This is a genomic window from Streptomyces plumbidurans (assembly GCF_019857225.1).
Lineage (GTDB): Bacteria > Actinomycetota > Actinomycetes > Streptomycetales > Streptomycetaceae > Streptomyces > Streptomyces plumbidurans.
Map to the genome: position 1 here is coordinate 158049 of NZ_JAFJSY010000009.1, position 20444 is coordinate 178492.

Sequence of the window (20444 nt, forward strand, 5' to 3'; positions counted from 1 at the left end):
CAGCACCGTGTCGGTTTATGGTGATAAACATTTTTCTTATTCATCACCATGGAAAACGGCCGGTCCGAATAACCCCGGCCCGGCCGTTCACACATGACAGAGGGTCAGCCCAGCAGGCCACCGGGAAGCTCGAAACCGTCGTCGTTCTGGTCGTTCTTGGGCGCCGTGGAACCGTCCGGATTACAGGTCACCTCGGGACCGATCCGCGTGGCCCCGTTGTTCAGCAGGGGGATGACCGGAAGCTTCATGGGCTGCACCGGCACACAGGTCGTCGACTTGCGGACGGCGAACCCCCCGTCGCCCGCGGGCATTTCACCGGTGATGCGCTGGACACAGGTGACGTTGCCCTGGAGGTCGACGGAGCAGGCGCCCGGGTCCGCGGCGGCGTGTGCCTGGGTGACGCCGGCGCCGGTCATGATGAGGCCGCACAGCAGCCCGGAGACGGCCGCGGTCTTCTTTCCACTGAACATGTGATCCGTTTCCTTCGAGAGGGGCGCCCGTACGCCTCGCGCCGCGAACCGGCCGCGCCGGGCCACAAGTTGGGGGCGGCCTCGCACTCCGGGCCGCAGCACACGAACGGGCCCCGTCGGGGGTCGACCCCGAGGGGCCCGCGGGAGAGCGTCGCGCAGGACTGGGCTGCCGGCCTCAGTCGGTGAAGGCGTTGTTGAACTGGCCGCAGGTGGTGTCGTAGGTCTCGGACAGACCCAGCACGCTGATCGGCAGATCGCCCTCGGCGGCCGTCTGCGGGCTGCACTCCTGGTACGGGCGGTAGTGCTCGGTCGCCTTCGGCGCGTCGTCGTAGCCGTAGCCACCGGCATAGGCGGTGCCGGCGCCGATGGCGGACAGACCGCCGGCCGCCACTGCCGCTGCGATCATGGCCTGTTGAAGCTTGCGCATGGAACCCTCGGTCCTTCATTCGCCGGTAAATCGAGGCTGATTGCCTACTGTGACTGGACGAACACTATCAGTCACAAAAGGGGATTCCGTGCTGCCCAATGCCCCGTGTCCGAACGTGGACAAGGGAGTTGCGCCGTATCAAGCGCCGCGTGATGCCCGGCAGACCGATTGGCTCACAACCGCCGATCACTCAATCCACTCAAAAGTGGGAACACATCATGTTCCGGGCATCTCCTTTCGCGGTCGCGGCATTCCCTTGATCGGGTCCGCCCGATCCGGGCTCCAACTGCGAACGGAGACGCCCGTGCGAATGACCGACATCCAGCGTTGCGAGGTCCGGCCCGGACGGCTCGTCGAGTGGGCGCTCAGTCCGGCGACCGTCGCTGCCGCCGCGGACCTGCCGGCCGACCCCCGGCCGCCGGCGTACGTCCAGGAAGGACACATCAGGACCGCCAAGACCGTCCGGGACGACGGGCTGTTCGTGCCGACCTGGCTCGGCACCGCCTTCGACATCCCCGGCACCGTCGACCTCGACGCGCTGGAACAGGCGCTGCGCGGCTGGACGCTGCGGCACGAGACGCTGCGCAGCGGCTTCCGCTGGGACGGCGACGAGATGCACCGTTTCACCCTCGAACCCGAGGCGGTGTCGTTGCAGCGGGCGGACGTCGGTGAGTTCGCCGACGCGGACCGGCTCGTCCAGCACCTCCAGGACCGCTTCGACACCTGCGCGAACGCGCTGTGCTGGCCCAACTTCCTCTACGCGGCGGTGATCAGGGACGACTGCACCAGCGTGTACGTCGGCTTCGACCACAGCAACGTCGACGCCTACTCCATCCAACGTATCCCCGCCGAGATCCACGAGCTCTACGCGGCGGCCGTCGCGGGCCGGCCCACCGAGGCGGCGCCGGTGGGCAGTTACGTCGACTTCTGCGAGATCGAGCGCGCGGACGCCGACCGCATCGACGCCACCCACGAGATCGTCAGCCGCTGGCGCGACTTCATCGTGCGGTGCGACGGCAAACTGCCCAACTTCCCCGTGGAGTTGGGCCTCGAGCCCGGCGGCCCGCTGCCCACCCAGAAGCTGATGCGCGAGATGCTCGTCGACGCGGACACCGCCGCGGCCTTCGAGTCGTACTGCCGGCCCTTCGGCGGCAGCCTCGTCGGCATCCTGGCCGCCACCAGCCTGATCGTCCACGAGATCGGCGGGCAGCCCGTCTACCGCGCGGTCGTCCCCTTCCACACGCGGGTGAAGTCCAAGTGGTCCAATTCCGTGGGGTGGTACGTCGGCGGCGCCCCCATCGAGGTGGCGGTCGACCAGGCACCCGACTTCCTGGCTGCCGTCAAGACGGTGCGCGCCGAACTGCAGGCCAACAGGTCACTGGCACGCATGCCGCTGGCCCGGGTGCTGCGCCTGCTCGGCGCCGACTTCCGCCCCACCTCGCCCGACCTGTACTCGATCGTGTCGTACGTTGACGCCCGCGGCATCCCCGGCTCCGAGCGCTGGGACGAGCTGAGCGCCTACGGCCTCGTCAGGGTCTCCTACGGCGACCAGGTCTGCGTCTGGCTGAACCGGCTCCACGAGGGCCTGTGGTTCACCTGCCGCTACCCCGACACCGACGCCGCGTACAAGAACATGCGGCTCTACGTCGAGCGCCTGCGCGACGTCATCCTCACCGTGGCCCGCGAACAACACACCGCCGAACTCGCCCCGGCCGACCTGGCCGGATGACCCCACACCACGGCAGGCCCGCCCCCACCGGGGGGCGAGCCTGCCGTCCGCTCCGAACGTCAGTCACCGTCGGCGATTCCGATCGCCGGCATTCGATGCTCGTCCAACTCGGCGGGCACCGTGCACCTCAGTGCATGCTGGATGGCGCGTACGGCGTTGACGAAGGCGTCGGCGCGTTGGCCGCCGCTGATGGCTTCCCGATACCGGGTGAGTTGCTCCAATCGGGCAGTGTTATTTCCATAGTCGTCGTCGGGGAAGAGCGGGTCGAAGGAGGACAGGATGTCCCCGTCTTCCGCATAGGCAATCCAGGACGATCCCGAGTCGCTCTCCCGCAGGGACAAGGCGACCGTGTCGCGAGACATGGCGGCAAGAATCTCATCGGCAGCCAGGTGGACGCCCTCCGCCTCGACGGCGAAGGACCAGTCTCCGTGCCTGCCGGCGCGAAGCACGGTGCCGTGTCCCTCAAGAAGCCCTGCCTCGCGGAGTCCATCGGTGTCCAGGCCGGGCAGGTCGTCTGCGCCGATGTCATCCCCACGCATCGTGATGATGTCGGCCTCGGCCCGGCTCAATGCGATCGGCTGCGCGGAAGTGCCGGCCGCTCGCGCGAGGAGCTCTGTCGGGGAAGCACCTTTGACGAAGATCGCGCAGTACCCGAACGGGTACAGCCGCATGTTCGGAAAGGTTTCGTTGCTCATCATGGCCTCGGCGGATGTTTCATCGCACGTCCGCTGGCTGCCCGGCCACAACGGCTGGGCAGCGCAGTGGCGTGCGGAGGTTACTTTTTGTTCCCGGCGTCAACCCAGTATCCGTCGCCGTCGAGAAGACGCCACTGCTTGGTCTTGCGCCCGAGGTCCCCGCCGACGCCCTCATTCTGGGCCTTGGGCATGCTGGCGCGAGCGCACTGCGCGTTCGCAGGAGGCATCTTGCCTTGGCTGAAACCGGGCCAGGTCAACGACAGATACCTTTTGCCGTCGATCGTCTCGGACACCACCATGTACTGCTGGCATGTCTTGCCCGAGGTAACCCCCTGCTGAGCGCCGCTCTCCTTGGACTTGGCGAATGGGTACTCGTCGCATTGGGCCGGCTTGGGCGTGCTCGCATCGGCCTTGAACGTGCTGTCGCACACCTTCTCGCGGTTCTTGCGAGCGGTCGTCTCATTTGCCTCTCGGTGCAAGGGCTGCCCCCTGCCCTCCCAGCCGGGGTGGCTGGCCATGCTGGCCTGAGCCATGCCGATGAACTGCCGTGCCTCGCTGTACTTGGCAGGGATTTCGAGGGTCGGTGTGAAGGAGGGCACCACGCAACCGGGTGTCGTGCCACCGCCGATCTCGTTGTCGCAGCGAACTTCCCACCCGGCGCTCTGGTTTACGCCCCACGTGTAGGAGCCCTTCGCGTTGGCATAGGAGGCAGTGAGGGTGTACTCAAGCATCAGGTTGTCGTGCAGCGTGTTCTTGGTCCAGTTCCGCTGCCAGGTGCCCTCCTTCTCCGAAAGGATGGTGACTGGTGCGGCGCCGGTCCATGGGCCCGACCCCTGCTTGCACGCGGGAAGGCAGTTGGCCTTGACCGCTACGTTGAAACCGCTGGCCAGTGCCGCTGTGGCGCCCTGCACGCGGAGGAAGAAGTATTCGCCGAAGCTGGTGTCGGTGTTCTTTGTATCGACCTGCTGCTTGACGGTCAGATAGGCCGTTCCAAGGACTTCCTTGTTCTGTGTATCGAACAGTGTGAGGTTGACGACCTGGTCCTCGCAGATGGACGTCCGGGTCACGTGCACCACCCCCGACTGCTGGCCGTCGCACCACGTAATCCCGCCCCCTGCGGCAGCCGACCGCGCGATCTTTCTGGGCACCTGTGACGGTGCGACAGGTTCTATGCACAGCGCCGTCGTCCGGCCCACAGCCGCGGCCTGCTCACGTATTCGGTCACATGACGCAGCGCTGCCGACTGACGAGCGCGGCTGCACGATCTGCGATGAGCCAGCCGATCCGGCAGTCGGCGCCGAGGAAACAGCCGCCGCCCGCGTGGAACTGGCCGTGTCGTCGGCGACGGCGGTGCTACTTGCACCCGCCGCGAGGACGAGCGCGGGCACCATCATGAGGACTCGTCTGAGTCGCAAGTGTTCTCCCGTGTTGGCATGTCCGTACGCGCTGGTCAGGCGCGCACACCAAGCGGCCCGGAACGGATGAATCTCGCGCCGGGCCAGATGGATCCGATCACGATGCACACAGGAAGGTCAAAGAATCTGCACATAACCAGCCACTGGCGCCTGATGCGCGCAGGGACCCGTGGCTATCTCCTCAAGGGCGCCGATTGCTAGCGATCCTCCGTACCCTGCACACCGTCGCCACCGGAGGAGCGGCATCTTCAGCCCCACTACGGCCGAACGACCCAGCCCGCTCTTCGCTTTTAACCCAACGAGCATGAAGATCACGATGCACGACACTGGCATGAGCCGGCTCCACCGTGCTCATCATCTGAATGGGCAGCCTGACCCCCAAAACAGGGTCCTTCTCCTCGGCGGTCGACGGCTGCAGTCGCTCACGCTGCGCCGTGGTGACAATCTGCTCTGTCTCGACACCACAGAGGCGCCGGGCGCGTGTGATTCCGACTCCCCTGATGTGTGTGGCACCGCTCCGATGGCAGCGTCTACGGCAGGCGGCACAGCGCGCGACCGCCAGGAAGGACTGACACAGCAATCCGCAGGTTTACCGCAGGTCCGCTTCCGCGACACCCGGCACGGATGCGGGCACTCCTGTTCACGACCGGAGCGGCACCCGGACCGTGATGGAGATCCTCGAGCACTAGCAGATCGCGGTGACACAGGCGCCGCCGTCACAGGGCACTGCCGTCAAGAACTACCGTCAACGCCCCCGAGATCGAGGATCTCGGGGGCGTTGTCCCAGGCAGTGAAAGAGCCCCCTGTCGGATTCGAACCGACGACCTTCGCTTTACAAGAGCGGCGCTCTGACCAGCTGAGCTAAGGAGGCATGCACGTGTGTTTCGTGTGTGTGCCCGTGCAGTGTACCCAGGTCCGAGGGGGTGCCTGTCGAAAATTTCCGCGAAGTTCACTGGTCCTCGGGTACTGACAGATCGGGCGAACTCCAGGTAGCGTCCTGAGCCAGTTCACTCGTGTGGACTACACCACCACCTTCCTACAACGGATCGTCCGGCACGTTCCTGCCGGTAGAAGGGGGCCCTTCACCATGGCCACTGTTTCGTTCGACAAGGCGACCCGGATCTACCCGGGCACCGAGAAGCCCGCCGTTGACGGCCTGGAGATCGAGGTGGGGGACGGCGAGTTCCTCGTCCTCGTCGGTCCGTCCGGCTGCGGCAAGTCCACCTCGCTCCGGATGCTCGCGGGGCTCGAGGACGTCAACGCCGGCTCCATCCGCATCGGTGAGCGCGACGTCACCCACCTGCCGCCGAAGGACCGGGACATCGCCATGGTGTTCCAGAACTACGCGCTGTACCCGCACATGACCGTCGCCGACAACATGGGCTTCGCGCTCAAGATCGCCGGCGTCAACAAGGCGGACATCCGCAAGAAGGTCGAAGAGGCCGCGAAGATCCTCGACCTGAGCGAGTACCTGGACCGCAAGCCGAAGGCCCTCTCCGGTGGTCAGCGCCAGCGAGTGGCGATGGGCCGCGCGATCGTGCGTGAGCCGCAGGTCTTCCTCATGGACGAGCCGCTGTCCAACCTGGACGCCAAGCTCCGCGTCTCCACCCGTACGCAGATCGCCTCGCTGCAGCGCCGCCTCGGCATCACCACCGTCTACGTCACCCACGACCAGGTCGAGGCCATGACGATGGGCGACCGCGTGGCGGTCCTCAAGGACGGTCTGCTCCAGCAGGTCGACTCGCCGCGCAACATGTACGACCGCCCGGCCAACCTCTTCGTCGCCGGCTTCATCGGCTCCCCCGCCATGAACCTGGTCGAGGTGCCGATCACCGACGGCGGTGTGAAGTTCGGCAACAGCGTCGTCCCGGTCAACCGCGACGCCCTCAAGGCCGCCTCCGACAAGGGTGACACCACGGTCACCGTCGGTGTCCGCCCCGAGCACTTCGACATCGTCGAGGAGAACGGCGGCGGCGCCACCTCGTCCCTGTCCAAGGACACCGAGGACAAGCCGGCCGGTCTCGCCGTCTCCGTCAACGTCGTCGAGGAGCTCGGCGCCGACGGCTACGTGTACGGCGCGGCCCAGGTCGGCGGCGAGAGCAAGGACCTCGTCGTCCGCGTCGAGGGCCGCCGGGTGCCGGAGAAGGGCGCCACGCTGCACGTCGTGCCGCGTCCGGGCGAGACCCACGTGTTCTCGACCTCCACGGGTGAGCGCCTCAGCGACTGACGCAAACGTCACCCCGGAAACATCTCATCCCGGGTAATTCACCCAGGTTGACGAAAAGGGCCCCGCAAACCGCTGCGGGGCCCTTTTCGTTGTCGACAAATACCCCGGCAGACCGGTCATTTCGAGCAGCGTACGTCAACGCCGTACCTCGTCCGGGGCGGCTCTTCTTCCCTCGAACCGGTGACTAAATGTCGCCAAATCATCACCTGGCGCTACTCTCACTCGCGTGAAGCACTCCACTAACCAACAGAAGCGACGCGGCCGGGGCCCCGCCCGACGGATCGGCCGCACCCTCGCCCTCGTCCTGCCCGTCGTCCTGGTGCTTTCCGGGACCCTCGCGGTCACCCGAGTCAACTGGTCGGGAAACCCGTCGAGCTCGGTCCTCACCGCGTCCGACGCCTCGGACATCGCCGCGGACGCCAAGGCGGCCCACCGCGCCCCCCAGGACGTGCTGCGCGACAAGCTCCTGACCGAGCTCCAGGAGGACGATCCGGGCGTGGTGCTCACGCACCTCCAGCAGGCCGTGGCCGAGCGTCCATCGCTCGCGAAGCACTGCACGTCCATCGCCCGCGCCCTGGGCCGCGCCGCCGTCCGCATCTACGGCCCGACGCGCGCCCAGTCGTACGCCCGCCCGGTCTGCGACACGTCCTTCGCCTCCGGCGTCGCGGCTTCACACATCTGACGCGGCCCCTCCTCCCCCGCCGACGGCCGGGAGGAGGGCACCGGCCGGCCGAGGAACGGTTGCCGGCTCGGGCCGCGGGCGGGGCGCGCCGTACAGTTCGGTCATGACCGATCCGAACGCCGCCTCCCGCCCCGTTCAAGCCGTCGTCCTGGCCGGTGGCCAGGGCTCCCGGCTGCGCCCCTACACCGACGACCGGCCCAAGCCGATGGTCGAGATCCCCGGTACGGGGACTCCGATCATCGGCCATCAGCTCGTGTGGCTGGCCGAGGAGGGCGTCACGGACGTGGTGGTCAGCTGCGGCCACCTCGCCGAGGTGCTGCAGGACTGGCTGAAGTCGGCCGACCTGCCGGTGAAGGTGACCACGGTCGTCGAGACGGAGCCGCTCGGCCGCGGCGGCGGGCTGAAGTACGCCGCCGCCCATCTCCCGCACCCGGACCGGCCCTGGTACGCCACCAACGGCGACATCTGGACCCGCTTCTCGCTGCGCGACATGGCGGACTTCCACGCCGAGCGCGACGCGACGGCCACGCTCGCCCTGGCCCGCCCGCGCCTGCCCTGGGGCGCGGTGCAGACGGACGGCTTCGGGCACATCACGGACTTCATAGAGGCCCCGCCGTCGACGTTCGAGATCAACGCCGGGGTTTACGTCTTCTCCGCGGATTTCGCCGGGCTGCTCCCTGAGCGCGGCGATCATGAGCGTACGACCTTCCCGCATCTCGCCCGGGAGAACCGGCTGGCCGGGTTTCCGATTCCGCAGGGGGCGTATTGGCGTGCCATCGACACTGCCAAGGATCTGCGGGAGGCCGCTAAGGAGTTGGCCGCTCTCGGACGGTGAGGGCCGTCGTTTTTCGGGTGCGGGCTCGTGGGGGTTGCTCGCGCCGTTCCCCGCGCCCCTAAAAACGAGCAGGGCCCCGCACGTCTCTCGTGCGGGGCCCTCTGGGTGTCAGCCGGTGGGTGGGGTGAGGATTCCGCCCACCGGCCCGGCTACCCCAACAGGCCGCCCACCAGGCCCGGTTCGCCGGAGGTGGAGCCTCCGGAGCCGGTGCCGCCGCTCGATCCGGTGCCGCCCGTGCCGCCGCCGGAGGTGGGTCCGGAGCTGGTGCTGGGGGCGCCTCCGGTCGGTGAGGACTGCTGGGGCGGTGCCTGGCCTGCCGTGCTCTGGGCCTGGCTGGGCGCACCGCCGGTGGCGGTGGCGCCCGGCGTGGTCGCCGCGCCGGAGGGCGTGGAACCGGCGGTGGTGCCCTGCGTGGGCGAGTGGGAGGCCGACGGCGACTGGCTGTGCCGCTTGCCCGGCTGGTGCGGGAGCGGGGAGCCCGGCAGCTCGTTGCGCGGGGCCTCGCCGGGGCCCGGAACGGTCACACGGTCGGAGTCGCGGACCGCGCCGCCGAGCAGTGAGCCCAGCAGCAGCGTCACGCCGGTCACGATGGCCGTGACGAGGGCGCCGCGGCGCAGGACGTAGCGGCGCAGGTCCCAGATGTCCGAGGAGGGGCCGAGGCGCCGCCAGGCGTTGCCCGCGAGGCGGCCGTCGACGGAGTAGACGGGGGCGCCGGCGATGATCAGCGGGGACCAGGCGGCGAGTTGGATGATGTCGGGGGCGTCGTAGGCCGGGACGGTCTTCCAGCTGACGGTGACGATCAGCGCGGCCGACAGCAGCGCGCCGAAGACGGCGGCGACCCGCTGCCAGCAGCCGAGCACCGTGAGCACGCCGACGACGACCTGCGCGAAGGCGATGACCAGGCCCGAGCCGACGGGGTGGTGCAGGGCGAACTGGCGCAGCGGCTCGGCGACTTCCCAGGGGTGCAGGGTGTTGAGCCACTTGACCATCGAGCCGCGCTTGCCGCCGTCGAAGTAGACGGGGTCGCACAGCTTGCCCATGCCGGCGTAGATGGAGATGAAGCCGAGGAAGATGCGCAGCGGGAGCAGGACGACGCCGAGGTTCATCCGGCGGCCGGGGTAGTAGGCGTGCCGGGCGGGGTCGTCGCCGTGGCGCCTGGTCTGCCGCTCGCTGTCGTCCGGGTCGCCGGACTCGTCGAAGTCCTCGAACTCCCCGTCGCCGTAGGCGGGTTCCTCGTCGTACGCGCTGCCGACGGTGCGCATCGCGGGCAGCAGGCGGGTGCCCGGGGGGTCGTCGCGGTGGCTGCGCTGGGGGCCGACGACCGGGGTTTCGACGGTGGCGTCCAGCTCGTCGTAGATTTGGTCGTAGTCGCCGGGTCCGACGCGCGGGATGACCTGGGTCGCTCCGGCGTCGGCGGAGGGCTCGTCGGCGTGCCGGACGCTGCCGCCGCGGACGGCCTGGAGCAGGCGGTGCGCGCCCGTGTCGTCGGGGGCCGATCTGCCGCTCCACACGACGGGCCGGCGCCGGGCACCCGCCCCCGCTCCGCCTGCGGCGGTGCCGACGACGGGGCCCCGGGCGCCGTCCTGGGAGGCGCTCAAGTGCCGTGCGATCCGCGGCGATTGCGTACGGGTCGAGGCGCCCAGCATCACGCGGAAGCTCGCATGACTGACGATGACCTGCGCCGGATCGCTCGGCACCTTCACCATGGTCAGCGCCGGAGCGTCATCGAATCCCGACGGGCCGTCCCCCGAGGGTGTGCGGGGTGTTCTGGTGTCCACACTCATCTAACCGAGTGACGTGCGGATAGGACACTGCTTTGACTCGTGCCGGATGTGTCCGGACCGCGTCAATCTTGTCCGTGACGCCCAGATTGACCCGCACGGGTGAGAGTGCGGACAGGTGTTCAGCCGCGTCGGCGTGCGGCCTCGTAGAGGACGATGCCCGCGGCCACACCGGCGTTGAGCGATTCCGCGCCGCCCGGCATCGGGATCCGGACCCGGAAGTCGCAGGTCTCACCCACGAGTCGGGACAGGCCCTTGCCCTCGCTGCCGACGACGATGACGACCGGGCCGTCCAGCGCCGCGAGTTGGCCGATCTCGGCCTCCCCGTCGGCGGCCAGGCCGACGATCGCGATGCCCTCCTTCTTGTACGCCTCCAGGGCGCGCGTCAGGTTGGTGGCGCGGGCGACGGGCGTACGGGCGGCCGTACCGGCGGACGTCTTCCAGGCACCGGCGGTCATGCCGGCCGCGCGGCGCTCGGGCACGACGACGCCGTGGCCGCCGAAGGCGGAGACGGAGCGGACGACGGCGCCGAGGTTGCGTGGGTCGGTCACGCCGTCGAGCGCGACGATCAGCGGGTCCGCGCCCTCGTCGTACGCCGCGGCCGCGAGGTCCTCGGGGTGGGCGTACTCGTACGGCGGGACCTGGAGGACGAGCCCCTGGTGGTTGAGGCCGTTGGTCATGCGGTCGAGCTCGGGGCGCGGGGCCTCCATGAGGTTGATGCCGCCGCGGTCGGCCGCGAGCTGCAGCGCCTCGCGCACCCGCTCGTCGTTGTCGATGAACTGCTGGACGTACAGCGTCGACGCGGGCACGCCCTCGCGCAGCGCCTCGACGACCGGGTTGCGGCCGACGACCAGTTCGGACGACGACTTGCCGCCGCGGCCGCGCGGCGCGGGACGCCGTACCGTCTGCTTGGCCTTGGCGTTGGCGACGCGGTTCTTCTTGTGGCCCTTGCGCATCTCGGCGGGCGGGGTCGGGCCCTTGCCCTCCAGGCCCTTGCGCCGCTGGCCGCCACTGCCGACCTGCGCGCCCTTCTTGCCGGACATGCGGCGGTTGTTGGTGGCCATGACCTACCTGTCTGTCGTGAGGCGTGTGTGCGTACGTCTATGAAGTGTGCCGCCCGGGGGCCCGGACGGCACAATCGATCTTCCGCTCGGCGGCCGGGCTCAGCGCGGGCCGAGGCTCCAGCGCGGACCCTGCGGACTGTCCTCGATGGTCAGCCCGGACTGGCCGAGCTGGTCGCGGATGGCATCCGCGGTGGCCCAGTCCTTGCGGGCGCGGGCCGCCTCGCGCTGGTCGAGGACCAGGCGTACGAGGCTGTCGACCACGCCGTGCAGGTCCTCGCCGCGGTCGGTCTCACCGGCCCAGTGGGCGTCGAGCGGGTCGAGTCCGAGGACGCCGAGCATGGCGCGCACCTCGGCGAGGCGGGCCACGGCGGCTTCCTTGTCGTCGGCGGCCAGCGCGCTGTTGCCCTGCCGGACCGTGGTGTGCACGATCGCGAGGGCCTGCGGCACGCCCAGGTCGTCGTCCATCGCCTCGGCGAAGGCGGGCGGCACCTCGGGGGACGGCTCGACGACGCCGGCCTTCTCCACCACGCGCTGCACGAAGCCCTCGATGCGCGCGAACGCCGACTCGGCCTCGCGCAGCGACTCCTCGCTGTACTCGATCATCGAGCGGTAGTGCGGGGTGCCGAGGTAGTAGCGCAGCACGATCGGGCGCCACTGCTTGACCATCTCGGAGACGAGGACGCTGTTGCCGAGCGACTTGGACATCTTGTCGCCGGCCATGGTGACCCAGGCGTTGTGCACCCAGTACCGGGCGAACTCGTCGCCGTAGGCCTTGGCCTGGGCGATCTCGTTCTCGTGGTGCGGGAAGATCAGGTCCAGGCCGCCGCCGTGGATGTCGAAGGCGGAGCCGAGGTACTTGTGCGCCATCGCCGAGCACTCCAGGTGCCAGCCGGGACGGCCACGGCCCCACGGGGTCGCCCAGGTCGGCTCGCCGGGCTTGGCGGCCTTCCACATGGCGAAGTCGCGCGGGTCGCGCTTGCCGGTCTCGCCGGTGCCGGAGGGCTGCTGGAGGTTGTCGAGCTCCTGGCGCGACAGCTCCAGGTAGCCCGGGAAGGAGCGCACGTCGAAGTAGACGTTGCCCTCCGCCTCGTAGGCGTGGCCGCGCTCGATCAGGCCCTGCATCATCTCGACCATCTCGGTCACATGGCCGGTGGCCCGCGGCTCGTACGTCGGCGGGAGGCAGCCGAGCGCGGTGTAACCGTCGTTGAAGGCGCGCTCGTTGTCGTAACCGATCGACCACCAGGGGCGGTTCTGCTCCGCCGCCTTGGCGATGATCTTGTCGTCGATGTCGGTGACGTTCCTGATGAACGTCACGTCGTAGCCGCGGTACTCGAACCAGCGGCGCATGATGTCGAAGTTGAGCCCGGAGCGGATGTGCCCGATGTGCGGGGCCGCCTGCACGGTGGCACCACAGAGGTAGATCGAGACACAACCCGGTGTGAGCGGGGCGAAATCACGGATCTGCCGGGCGTTGGTGTCGTACAGGCGAATCGTCACGTGTCCAAGGGTAGTGGGCGGCGGGTAGTGCGTTGCGCCTTCCGCCGGTTTGGCCGTTGCGGCGTGCGGCGCCTGGCTTCGCGCCTCACCCCATGCCCCCGCCCGCGTCCCGCCCCAGGCCTCACCCCACGCGCACGACCAGCGCCGTGGCCACCGCCATCAGGCCCTCGTCGCGGCCCGGGAAGCCCAGCCCGTCCGTCGTCGCGCCCGAGACGGAGACCGGCGCTCCCGCCGCCTCCGACAGCAGCTTCTGCGCCTCGTCGCGGCGCTTGCCGATCTTCGGACGGGGGCCGACGACCTGTACGGCGATGTTGCCGATGCGAAAACCGGCCTCGCGGACGATCCGGGCGGCCTCCGTGAGCAGCGTGGTCCCGGACGCGCCGGACCACTCGGGGCGCCCGGTGCCGAAGTGCTGCCCCAGGTCACCGAGCCCGGCGGCCGAGAAGAGCGCGTTGCACGCGGCGTGCGCGACGACGTCCGCGTCGGAGTGACCGGCCAGCCCCGGGCCCTCGCCCTCCCACTTCAGGCCCGCGCACCACAGCTCGCGGCCCTCCTCGAAGGCATGGATGTCGGTGCCGATGCCGACCTGGGGAAGGACCAGGGGCGTCTGCGGCAGTCCGTCAGAAGCCATCGTTGAGCCTCCTGCGTGCGAGGACCGCCTCGGCCAGGACCAGGTCCAGCGGGCGGGTGACCTTGAAGGCCTCCTCGTGACCGGGGACGAGCAGCACCGTCCGGCCCAGCTTCTCGACCATGCCCGCGTCGTCGGTGACGTCCTCGGTGATCTCCTCGTGGGCGTGGATCAGCGTGGCCCGGTCGAAGCCCTGCGGGGTCTGCACCGCGCGCAGCCGGGCGCGCACCGGGGTGGCCACGACGGGCTCCGGCTCGCCGGCGGTCGCCGCCGGTTCGACTTCCTTGACGGTGTCGGCGAGCGGCAGCGCGGGCACGACGGCCGGCGCGCCCGACCGTACGGCCTCGATGACGGCGTCCACCGTGTCCACCGGCACCAGCGGCCGGGCGGCGTCGTGCACCAGCACGATGTCGTAGTCGGGCGGCAGGGCGTCGAGGCCGAGCTTCACGGACTCCTGGCGGGTCTCGCCGCCGGGGACGACCAGGAAGTCGGTGCGCTCGGGCAGCGCGTGGGCGTCCAGGAGCGACTTGACCTCGGGGGCGCCGTCGGGCGGCGCCACGACGACGACCAGGGAGACCGAGCGGGACGCGGCCATCGCGCGCACCGCGTGGATCAGCATGGGGGTTCCGCCCAGCGCGCGGAGTGCCTTGGGGGCGCCCGGACCAAGGCGTACGCCCCGTCCGGCGGCCGGAATCACGGCAGCTGTACGGGCTCCCGCAGGCGAAGGGCGCGAATCGTCAGACATCGGTTCCTGTCAGGTTTGTGTGCTCGGCCTGGGTGGGTATGGCCTGGGAAGTGCCGGGCGCGACGCCTTGACCGGACCCTTCCGTGACCCCGGTCGAGCCTGCAGCCCGGGCCCGGCACGCCATCAAGGGGGCCCCACCCTTCGACCGTAACTTTATGAACGGCGTCAGAGTGCGAACATGCCGCAGCGCCCGGCGACAAAAATACGTCATCGGGCACCGCGGCATTTCGATGTACTGAAGTGCTGAAGCGGGCTTGCGCCTGCGTCAGATTCAGGACGCGAGAACCTCGTCGAGCAGGGCCTCGGCCTTGTCCTCGTTCGTGTTCTCCGCGAGGGCGAGCTCGCTCACCAGGATCTGGCGGGCCTTGGCGAGCATGCGCTTCTCACCGGCGGACAGTCCGCGCTCACGCTCACGACGCCACAGGTCACGCACCACCTCTGCGACCTTGATGACATCACCGGAGGCAAGCTTCTCCAGGTTTGCCTTGTATCGACGCGACCAGTTCGTGGGCTCCTCGGCGTACGGCGCGCGCAGCACCTCGAAGACCCGGTCCAGCCCGTCCTGACCGACCACATCACGTACGCCGACGAACTCCGCATTGTCCGCTGGCACACGTACCGTCAGGTCACCCTGGGCGACCTTCAGCACCAAGTAGGTCTTGTCCACGCCTTTGATCTGGCGAGTTTCGATAGCCTCGATCAGCGCGGCCCCGTGATGGGGATAGACCACGGTGTCGCCAACCTTGAACGTCATGTGACAGGTACCCCTTCCGTGGCTATCCAGGGTAACACGGAAACGGCGGGTTCTGAATGGCGTTTTCGCAGGTCAGGGCATATCTCGGGGCTTGACAACAGCAACAGGAACGTGCTGCGCGGCCCTGGCGGAAGAAGGTATTCGCAGGTCGGAGCGGCTGTTCGGGGGAGGGGAAACGCGTACGTTACACGCATCCGGAGCCCTCCCCAAGGGGACGAACGTCCTCATATGTCCGGTTCCAGGTGTGCGACTTCCGCTACTCCGTTCGGTGCCATGAGTCTGTTCCGCGTCGAATCCGGAATTGATCACGGAGGCGTGTCGACGTGGTCGGCTGTTCCGGGGCGTGATCAATTCCGGGATGATCGCAAATTCCTTCACGGAAATTTTGCGCGCCGCTCTGCGAGGTATGCCGGGCGGTATGCCGGAGGTACTTATGTGAATGGCGGACGACTGGCTGCGCTACCCCCTGCCGGGCGATGCGCGGGGACCGGAGGGAGGGTCGGGTGCGGCGACTCGGGAACGGCTCGGTAACCTAAGGCCGCTGACAGACACTTAGGGCGGCTTTATCGGTCGCCACGCTCGAGTCAAGGAGTTGCCGCCGCCGTGAGCAGCAGCCTTCGACGCGGCGCCCTCGCCGCCGTCGCCATCGCGTTCCCGCTCGCCTCCCTCGCCGCCTGCGGTGCCGGCAGCAACGCCCAGACGCTTGAGGTCAAGCCCGACAACGCGGAGACCAAGGTCGGTGACATCAAGGTGCAGAACGCCCTGGTGATCACCCAGCCCGACATCCACGCGACCGGCCCGGCCGTGGTCGCGGCCGCCATCTTCAACAACGGTGCCTCCCCGCAGACCGTGGATTCGATCACCCTCCCGAACAACCAGTCCGCCCAGCTCAAGCCGGCCAAGGGCAAGAGCAAGCTCGTCGTCCCGGCGCACGGCTCCCTGGTGATCGGCGGCAAGGGCAACGCCAGCGCCGTACTGCCCAACGGGCGCGAGGCGGTCCAGGACGGCAGCGTGCGCAAGGTGACGTTCACCCTCAGCAGCAGCGGTGCCGTGAGCCTGCAGGCCTTCGTCGTCCCGGCCGACAACTACTTCTCCAAGTGGGGCCCGAGCTCGATCCCGACGTCCACCCCGACGAACACCGCGTCCAAGACGCCCAAGCCGGGCAAGAGCGCGACGGGGACCGCCACGCCGACGGGCACGCCGACGGGCACGGCGACCGGCACGGGCTCCTCGGCGAACACCCCCAACTCCTCGGCCACCCCGACGGACGCGACGTCCGCGAGCGCGACGCCGTCCGGGCGGTAGGACGCCGTCAGGCAGTGGAAAGGGGCGGGACCTCTGCGTGAGGTCCCGCCCCTTTCCACTGCCATGCTGCCGTGGTTTCTCCACGGCTGGTTTCTCTACGGCTCGAACTTGTATCCCAGGCCGCGGACCGTGACCAGGTAGCGCGGGGCGCCCGGGTCCGGCTCGATCTTGGCGCGCAGGCGCTTGACGTGGACGTCGAGGGTCTTGGTGTCGCCCACGTAGTCGGCGCCCCAGACCCGGTCGATGAGCTGCATACGGGTCAGTACGCGGCCCGCGTTGCGCAGCAGCATCTCGAGCAGGTCGAACTCCTTGAGGGGCAGGTCGACCTTGGAGCCGGAGACCGTGACCACATGGCGGTCCACGTCCATGCGGACCGGGCCGGCCTCCAGGGCGGCCGGGGTGACCTCTTCGGGCTCGCCGCGGCGGCGCAGGACGGCCCGGATGCGGGCGACCAGCTCACGCGACGAGAAGGGCTTGGTGACATAGTCGTCGGCTCCTATTTCCAGGCCGACAACCTTGTCGATCTCGCTGTCCTTGGCCGTCACCATGATCACGGGGACGTTGGAGCGGCCGCGCAGCTGGCGGCACACCTCTGTGCCGGGCAGCCCCGGCAGCATCAGGTCGAGCAGGACGAGGTCGGCGCCGTTGCGCTCGAACTCGTCGAGGCCGTCGGGGCCCGTGGCCGCGATGGCGACCTCGAAGCCCTCCTTGCGGAGCATGTACGACAGGGCGTCGGAGAAGGACTCCTCGTCCTCGACGACAAGCACTCGGGTCACGGAAGGACCTCCGGGGCGGGAAACGATTCGTACGTGGATGACTGGGGGGTGTCGCGGCCGGCCTCGTCGTCGAGATCGTCCGGGTCGGGATGCTGGTGCGCGCGGTCGCGGGCAGCTCCCGCCTCCGGCAGCCTCAGGGTGAACGTGGAGCCCTGACCCTCTGAGCTCCACACCGTGACCTCCCCGCCGTGCGAGGCGGCCACGTGCTTGACGATCGCCAGCCCCAGGCCCGTTCCGCCGGTGGCGCGGGAACGGGCGGGGTCGACGCGGTAGAAGCGCTCGAAGACGCGCTCCTTGTCCTTCTCCGAGATGCCGATGCCCTGATCGGTCACGGCGACCTCGATGTGGTCTCCGCCCGGGGCGCTCACCCGGCGGGCGGCTATGCCGACGCGGGTGCGGGCCGGGCTGTAGTTGACGGCGTTCTCGACGAGATTGCCGAGGGCGGCGGCCAGCTGGCCCCTGTTGCCCCAGACATGCAGGTCGGCGGTGCCGCCGGCGGCCATGGTGATCTGCTTGGTGCCGGCCTGGTGGCGGCAGCGGTCGATCGCCTCGGCGACCAGTTCGTCCACGCGGACGGGTTCGGCGTCCTCCAGCGGGTCGTCGTTCTGCACCCTGGAGAGGTCGATCAGCTCCTGCACCAGGTTGGTCAGCCGGGTGGCCTCGATCTGCATACGGCCGGCGAAGCGCTCCACCGCCTCCGGGTCGTCGGAGGCGTCCATGACGGCCTCGGACAGCAGGGAGAGGGCGCCGACCGGTGTCTTCAGCTCATGGCTCACGTTCGCGACGAAGTCGCGCCGGACCGCCTCGATGCGGCGGGCCTCGGTGAGGTCCTCGACCAGCAGGAGCACCAGCCGGGAGCCGAGGGGGGCGACCCGCGCGGAGACGGCGAGTGCCTCGCCCCGCCCGGTCCCCCGCCGCGGCAGGTCCAGCTCGACCTGTCGTATCTCTCCGTCCCGCCGGGTGTCCCTGGCCATCTGCAGCATCGGCTCGACCGAGAGCCGGCCGCCGCGGACCAGTCCGAGGGCGTACGCCGCCGAGCTGGCCTTGACGACCGTGTCCGCCTCGTCGAGGACCACGGCCGAGGAGCGGAGCACGGACAGGACGGTGTCCACACCCGGCGGAAGCACCGGGTCCGTGTGCAGGGAGGTACGAGTGGGGCGCTTCTGCTCCCGCTCGCTCCAGCGGAACGCCAGCATGGCGATCACGCCGGTGAGCACCCCGGCGATCGCTGCCGCTGCGGCGACCGCCGCGTTCACGTCCATGGCTCCAGGTTAGGCATGGCCTACGACATCCCCACAGCCGTCGAGGTGCGACCTCGAACACTCGTCGCCCAGAGTTCACCTTGGAGCCAGTATTGGTTCATTTGGGGTGGCGGAAAACGACGCGTACAAGCCGGACCGTGGGAGCGTTGGGTGCGAAGCGCCGGCTTTTGGACGACGACGGACGCAGGCTCCCTGCCCCCGGCAGCCCCGAAGAACACGTAAGAGAGGGAACCCTGATGCGGGACGCGTACCACGAGGAACTGGACTCGATCGGCGACGGTCTGGTGGACATGGCCCGGCTCGTCGGGTCGGCGATCGGACGCGCCACGACCGCCATCCTCGACTCCGACCTGAAGCTGGCCGAGAGCGTCATCGAGGCCGACAAGAAGGTCGACGAACTGCAGCACGACCTGGAGGCGCGGGCCATAGCCCTGCTGGCCCGCCAGCAGCCGGTGGCCACCGATCTGCGTATCGTCGTCACCTCGCTGCGGATGTCGGCCGACCTGGAGCGCTCGGGCGACCTGGCCCAGCACGTGGCGAAGCTCGCGCGGCTGCGCTTCCCGGAGCGCGCGATCCCGCACGACCTGCACGCCACCATCCTGGAGATGGGGCAGCTCGCGCAGCGTCTGATGGCGAAGGCGGCCGAGGTGATCGTCACCAAGGACGTCGACCTGGCGATGCAGCTGGAGCAGGACGACGACGACATGGACCTGCTGCACCGCACCCTCTTCCAGCACCTGCTGGACGACCGCTGGCAGCACGGCATCGAGACGGCGGTGGACGTCACCCTGCTCGGCCGCTACTACGAGCGGTACGCCGACCACGCGGTGGCCGTCGCCAAGCGCGTGGTGTTCCTGGTGACGGGTGAGCACGCGGACGAACTGCAGGCCGACGTCCAGCCCGAGATCCAGGCGGTGGCCGGGGGCGAGGGGGCGTAAACCCAGGGGCCCGGGCGTGTGGGCGCCACAGTGCGCCGTTGATGCGCCCAGCGGAACGGGCATGCAATGGGCGAAGGCACCAGTCCCCAGGTCTGGCGCCAGCCTCTAGGTCTCCAGGAGGACCCATGGCCGAAGCCCCCACCCCGCCCGACCCGACGCAGCAGCGCGAGACGGACCAGCCCGCCGAGACCAAGAGCCTCCCGCTCTTCGGCGCCTGCGGCTGCGGCTCGGGCTGCGGCTGCGGCTGCCAGTCGGGCAACCCGTGCCAGTGCGGCTGACCGAGCTGGACCGCTTACGTGACCGAGGGGCTCCGGTGGCGACACCGGGGTCCCTCGGTCACGGCGGGCGCGGAACGCTACTTCTTCTTCCCTTGGTTCTTGACCGCCTCGATCGCCGCCGCTGCCGCATCCGGATCGAGGTACTTGCCGCCCGGGGTGACCGGCTTGAAGTCGGCGTTGAGCTCGTAGTACAGGGGGATGCCGGTCGGGATGTTCAGGCCCGCGATGTCGGCGTCCGAGATGCCGTCCAGGTGCTTGACCAGGGCGCGGAGGCTGTTGCCGTGGGCGGCGACCAGGACCGTGCGGCCGGCCAGCAGGTCGGGGACGATGCCGTCGTACCAGTACGGGAGCATGCGGTGCACCACGTCCTTGAGGCACTCCGTGCGCGGGCGCAGCTCCGGCGGGATGGAGGCGTAGCGCGGGTCGTCCGACTGGGAGAACTCCGCGCCGTCCTCGAGCGGGGGCGGCGGGGTGTCGTACGAGCGGCGCCACAGCATGAACTGCTCCTCGCCGAACTCCGCGAGGGTCTGCGCCTTGTCCTTGCCCTGGAGGGCGCCGTAGTGGCGCTCGTTCAGGCGCCAGCTGCGGTGGACCGGGATCCAGTGGCGGTCGGCTGCCTCCAGACCGAGCTGCGCCGTGCGGATGGCGCGCTTCTGGAGGGAGGTGTGGACCACGTCGGGCAGCAGGCCGGCGTCCTTGAGCAGCTCACCGCCGCGGACCGCCTCCTTCTCGCCCTTCTCGTTGAGGTTGACGTCCACCCAGCCGGTGAACAGGTTCTTCGCGTTCCACTCGCTCTCGCCGTGGCGGAGCAAAATCAGCTTGTACGGTGCGTCGGCCATGCCTCAGAGCGTAATCCACGCATTCGGCCCCACAGCAGGCCCGCCCATCAGCCGGACAGTTGACTGGATCCGTTAATTGAGTGGCCGACGGCGGCGA

Annotated in this window: 20 protein-coding genes and 1 tRNA gene; 7 read left to right on the plus strand and 14 right to left on the minus strand. The window is 69.3% G+C overall.

Going from position 1 to position 20444, the window contains the following annotated elements; all coding sequences use genetic code 11:
* Positions 1 to 104: 104 nt before the first annotated feature.
* Both JYK17_RS07995 and JYK17_RS08000 read right to left on the minus strand, forming a co-directional pair.
* A complete protein-coding gene (locus JYK17_RS07995) occupies positions 105 to 470 on the minus strand; it encodes a hypothetical protein (RefSeq protein WP_108008882.1) in 366 nt (121 codons plus the stop codon).
* Between the two features lie 175 nt (positions 471 to 645).
* On the minus strand, positions 646 to 897 hold the full coding sequence (locus tag JYK17_RS08000; RefSeq protein ID WP_108008884.1) for a hypothetical protein: 252 nt from the start codon (positions 895 to 897) through the stop codon (positions 646 to 648).
* 304 nt (positions 898 to 1201) lie between these two features.
* On the opposite strand from JYK17_RS08000, the gene JYK17_RS08005 reads away from it, so the two are divergent.
* Positions 1202 to 2626 carry a condensation domain-containing protein gene (locus tag JYK17_RS08005; protein ID WP_108008886.1) on the plus strand — a complete coding sequence of 475 codons (1425 nt, stop codon included), beginning with the start codon at positions 1202 to 1204 and terminating at the stop codon, positions 2624 to 2626.
* A 59-nt stretch (positions 2627 to 2685) separates the two neighbouring features.
* Here JYK17_RS08005 and JYK17_RS08010 read toward each other — a convergent pair whose 3' ends face one another.
* The 3 genes from JYK17_RS08010 to JYK17_RS08020 form a co-directional block, all read right to left on the minus strand.
* Positions 2686 to 3324 (minus strand): DUF6461 domain-containing protein, encoded by a 639-nt coding sequence (locus tag JYK17_RS08010; protein WP_108008888.1) that lies wholly within the window; start codon positions 3322 to 3324, stop codon positions 2686 to 2688.
* A 77-nt stretch (positions 3325 to 3401) separates the two neighbouring features.
* Positions 3402 to 4715 carry a NucA/NucB deoxyribonuclease domain-containing protein gene (locus tag JYK17_RS08015; protein ID WP_128802271.1) on the minus strand — a complete coding sequence of 438 codons (1314 nt, stop codon included), beginning with the start codon at positions 4713 to 4715 and terminating at the stop codon, positions 3402 to 3404.
* Positions 4716 to 5533: 818 nt separating this feature from the next.
* Positions 5534 to 5607, minus strand: a tRNA-Thr gene (locus tag JYK17_RS08020).
* A 216-nt stretch (positions 5608 to 5823) separates the two neighbouring features.
* On the opposite strand from JYK17_RS08020, the gene JYK17_RS08025 reads away from it, so the two are divergent.
* From JYK17_RS08025 to JYK17_RS08035, 3 genes are all read left to right on the plus strand, one after another.
* The gene (locus tag JYK17_RS08025) at positions 5824 to 6963 is read left to right on the plus strand and encodes an ABC transporter ATP-binding protein (RefSeq protein WP_108008892.1); all 1140 of its coding nucleotides are present in this window, start codon (positions 5824 to 5826) and stop codon (positions 6961 to 6963) included.
* 226 nt (positions 6964 to 7189) lie between these two features.
* Positions 7190 to 7645 (plus strand): hypothetical protein, encoded by a 456-nt coding sequence (locus JYK17_RS08030; RefSeq protein ID WP_108008894.1) that lies wholly within the window; start codon positions 7190 to 7192, stop codon positions 7643 to 7645.
* A 103-nt stretch (positions 7646 to 7748) separates the two neighbouring features.
* Entirely contained in the window at positions 7749 to 8480 is a 732-nt protein-coding gene (locus JYK17_RS08035) for a nucleotidyltransferase family protein (RefSeq protein WP_108008896.1), read from the plus strand.
* A gap of 149 nt (positions 8481 to 8629) precedes the next feature.
* On the opposite strand, the gene JYK17_RS08040 is transcribed toward JYK17_RS08035, so the two are convergent.
* The 6 genes from JYK17_RS08040 to JYK17_RS08065 all read right to left on the minus strand — a co-directional run bounded on the left by JYK17_RS08040 (position 8630) and on the right by JYK17_RS08065 (position 14949).
* The gene (locus JYK17_RS08040) at positions 8630 to 10264 is read right to left on the minus strand and encodes a DoxX family membrane protein (protein WP_222810097.1); all 1635 of its coding nucleotides are present in this window, start codon (positions 10262 to 10264) and stop codon (positions 8630 to 8632) included.
* A gap of 119 nt (positions 10265 to 10383) precedes the next feature.
* Entirely contained in the window at positions 10384 to 11325 is a 942-nt protein-coding gene (rlmB, locus tag JYK17_RS08045) for a 23S rRNA (guanosine(2251)-2'-O)-methyltransferase RlmB (RefSeq protein WP_108008900.1), read from the minus strand.
* Positions 11326 to 11424: 99 nt separating this feature from the next.
* Entirely contained in the window at positions 11425 to 12822 is a 1398-nt protein-coding gene (gene cysS, locus JYK17_RS08050; protein ID WP_108008903.1) for a cysteine--tRNA ligase, read from the minus strand.
* Positions 12823 to 12943: 121 nt separating this feature from the next.
* Positions 12944 to 13453: a 2-C-methyl-D-erythritol 2,4-cyclodiphosphate synthase gene (gene ispF, locus JYK17_RS08055; protein WP_108008905.1), complete on the minus strand. Its 510-nt coding sequence runs from the start codon at positions 13451 to 13453 to the stop codon at positions 12944 to 12946.
* Complete coding sequence (gene ispD, locus JYK17_RS08060; protein ID WP_128802273.1) at positions 13443 to 14195, minus strand: 2-C-methyl-D-erythritol 4-phosphate cytidylyltransferase; 753 nt, start codon at positions 14193 to 14195, stop codon at positions 13443 to 13445. The genes ispF and ispD overlap by 11 nt, the downstream gene beginning before the upstream one ends.
* Positions 14196 to 14466: 271 nt before the next feature.
* Complete coding sequence (locus JYK17_RS08065) at positions 14467 to 14949, minus strand: CarD family transcriptional regulator (RefSeq protein WP_003953493.1); 483 nt, start codon at positions 14947 to 14949, stop codon at positions 14467 to 14469.
* A gap of 603 nt (positions 14950 to 15552) precedes the next feature.
* Here JYK17_RS08065 and JYK17_RS08070 point away from each other — a divergent pair.
* Positions 15553 to 16254, plus strand: coding sequence for a DUF461 domain-containing protein (locus JYK17_RS08070; protein WP_108008911.1), 702 nt, complete (start codon positions 15553 to 15555; stop codon positions 16252 to 16254).
* 95 nt (positions 16255 to 16349) lie between these two features.
* Here the strand turns inward: JYK17_RS08070 and phoP are convergent, their stop codons facing one another.
* Positions 16350 to 17021, minus strand: a complete 672-nt coding sequence (gene phoP, locus JYK17_RS08075) for a two-component system response regulator PhoP (RefSeq protein ID WP_005476807.1) — start codon at positions 17019 to 17021, stop codon at positions 16350 to 16352.
* A gap of 5 nt (positions 17022 to 17026) precedes the next feature.
* Positions 17027 to 18292, minus strand: coding sequence for a two-component system sensor histidine kinase PhoR (phoR, locus tag JYK17_RS08080; protein WP_108008913.1), 1266 nt, complete (start codon positions 18290 to 18292; stop codon positions 17027 to 17029).
* Between the two features lie 236 nt (positions 18293 to 18528).
* On the opposite strand from phoR, the gene phoU reads away from it, so the two are divergent.
* Together phoU and JYK17_RS08090 are read left to right on the plus strand one after the other, a co-directional pair.
* Positions 18529 to 19230 (plus strand): phosphate signaling complex protein PhoU, encoded by a 702-nt coding sequence (gene phoU / locus JYK17_RS08085; RefSeq protein WP_108008915.1) that lies wholly within the window; start codon positions 18529 to 18531, stop codon positions 19228 to 19230.
* Positions 19231 to 19355: 125 nt separating this feature from the next.
* Positions 19356 to 19508 (plus strand): hypothetical protein, encoded by a 153-nt coding sequence (locus tag JYK17_RS08090; RefSeq protein ID WP_222810098.1) that lies wholly within the window; start codon positions 19356 to 19358, stop codon positions 19506 to 19508.
* 77 nt (positions 19509 to 19585) lie between these two features.
* Here the strand turns inward: JYK17_RS08090 and JYK17_RS08095 are convergent, their stop codons facing one another.
* Positions 19586 to 20347 (minus strand): phosphoglyceromutase, encoded by a 762-nt coding sequence (locus JYK17_RS08095; protein WP_108008917.1) that lies wholly within the window; start codon positions 20345 to 20347, stop codon positions 19586 to 19588.
* Positions 20348 to 20444 lie beyond the last annotated feature (97 nt).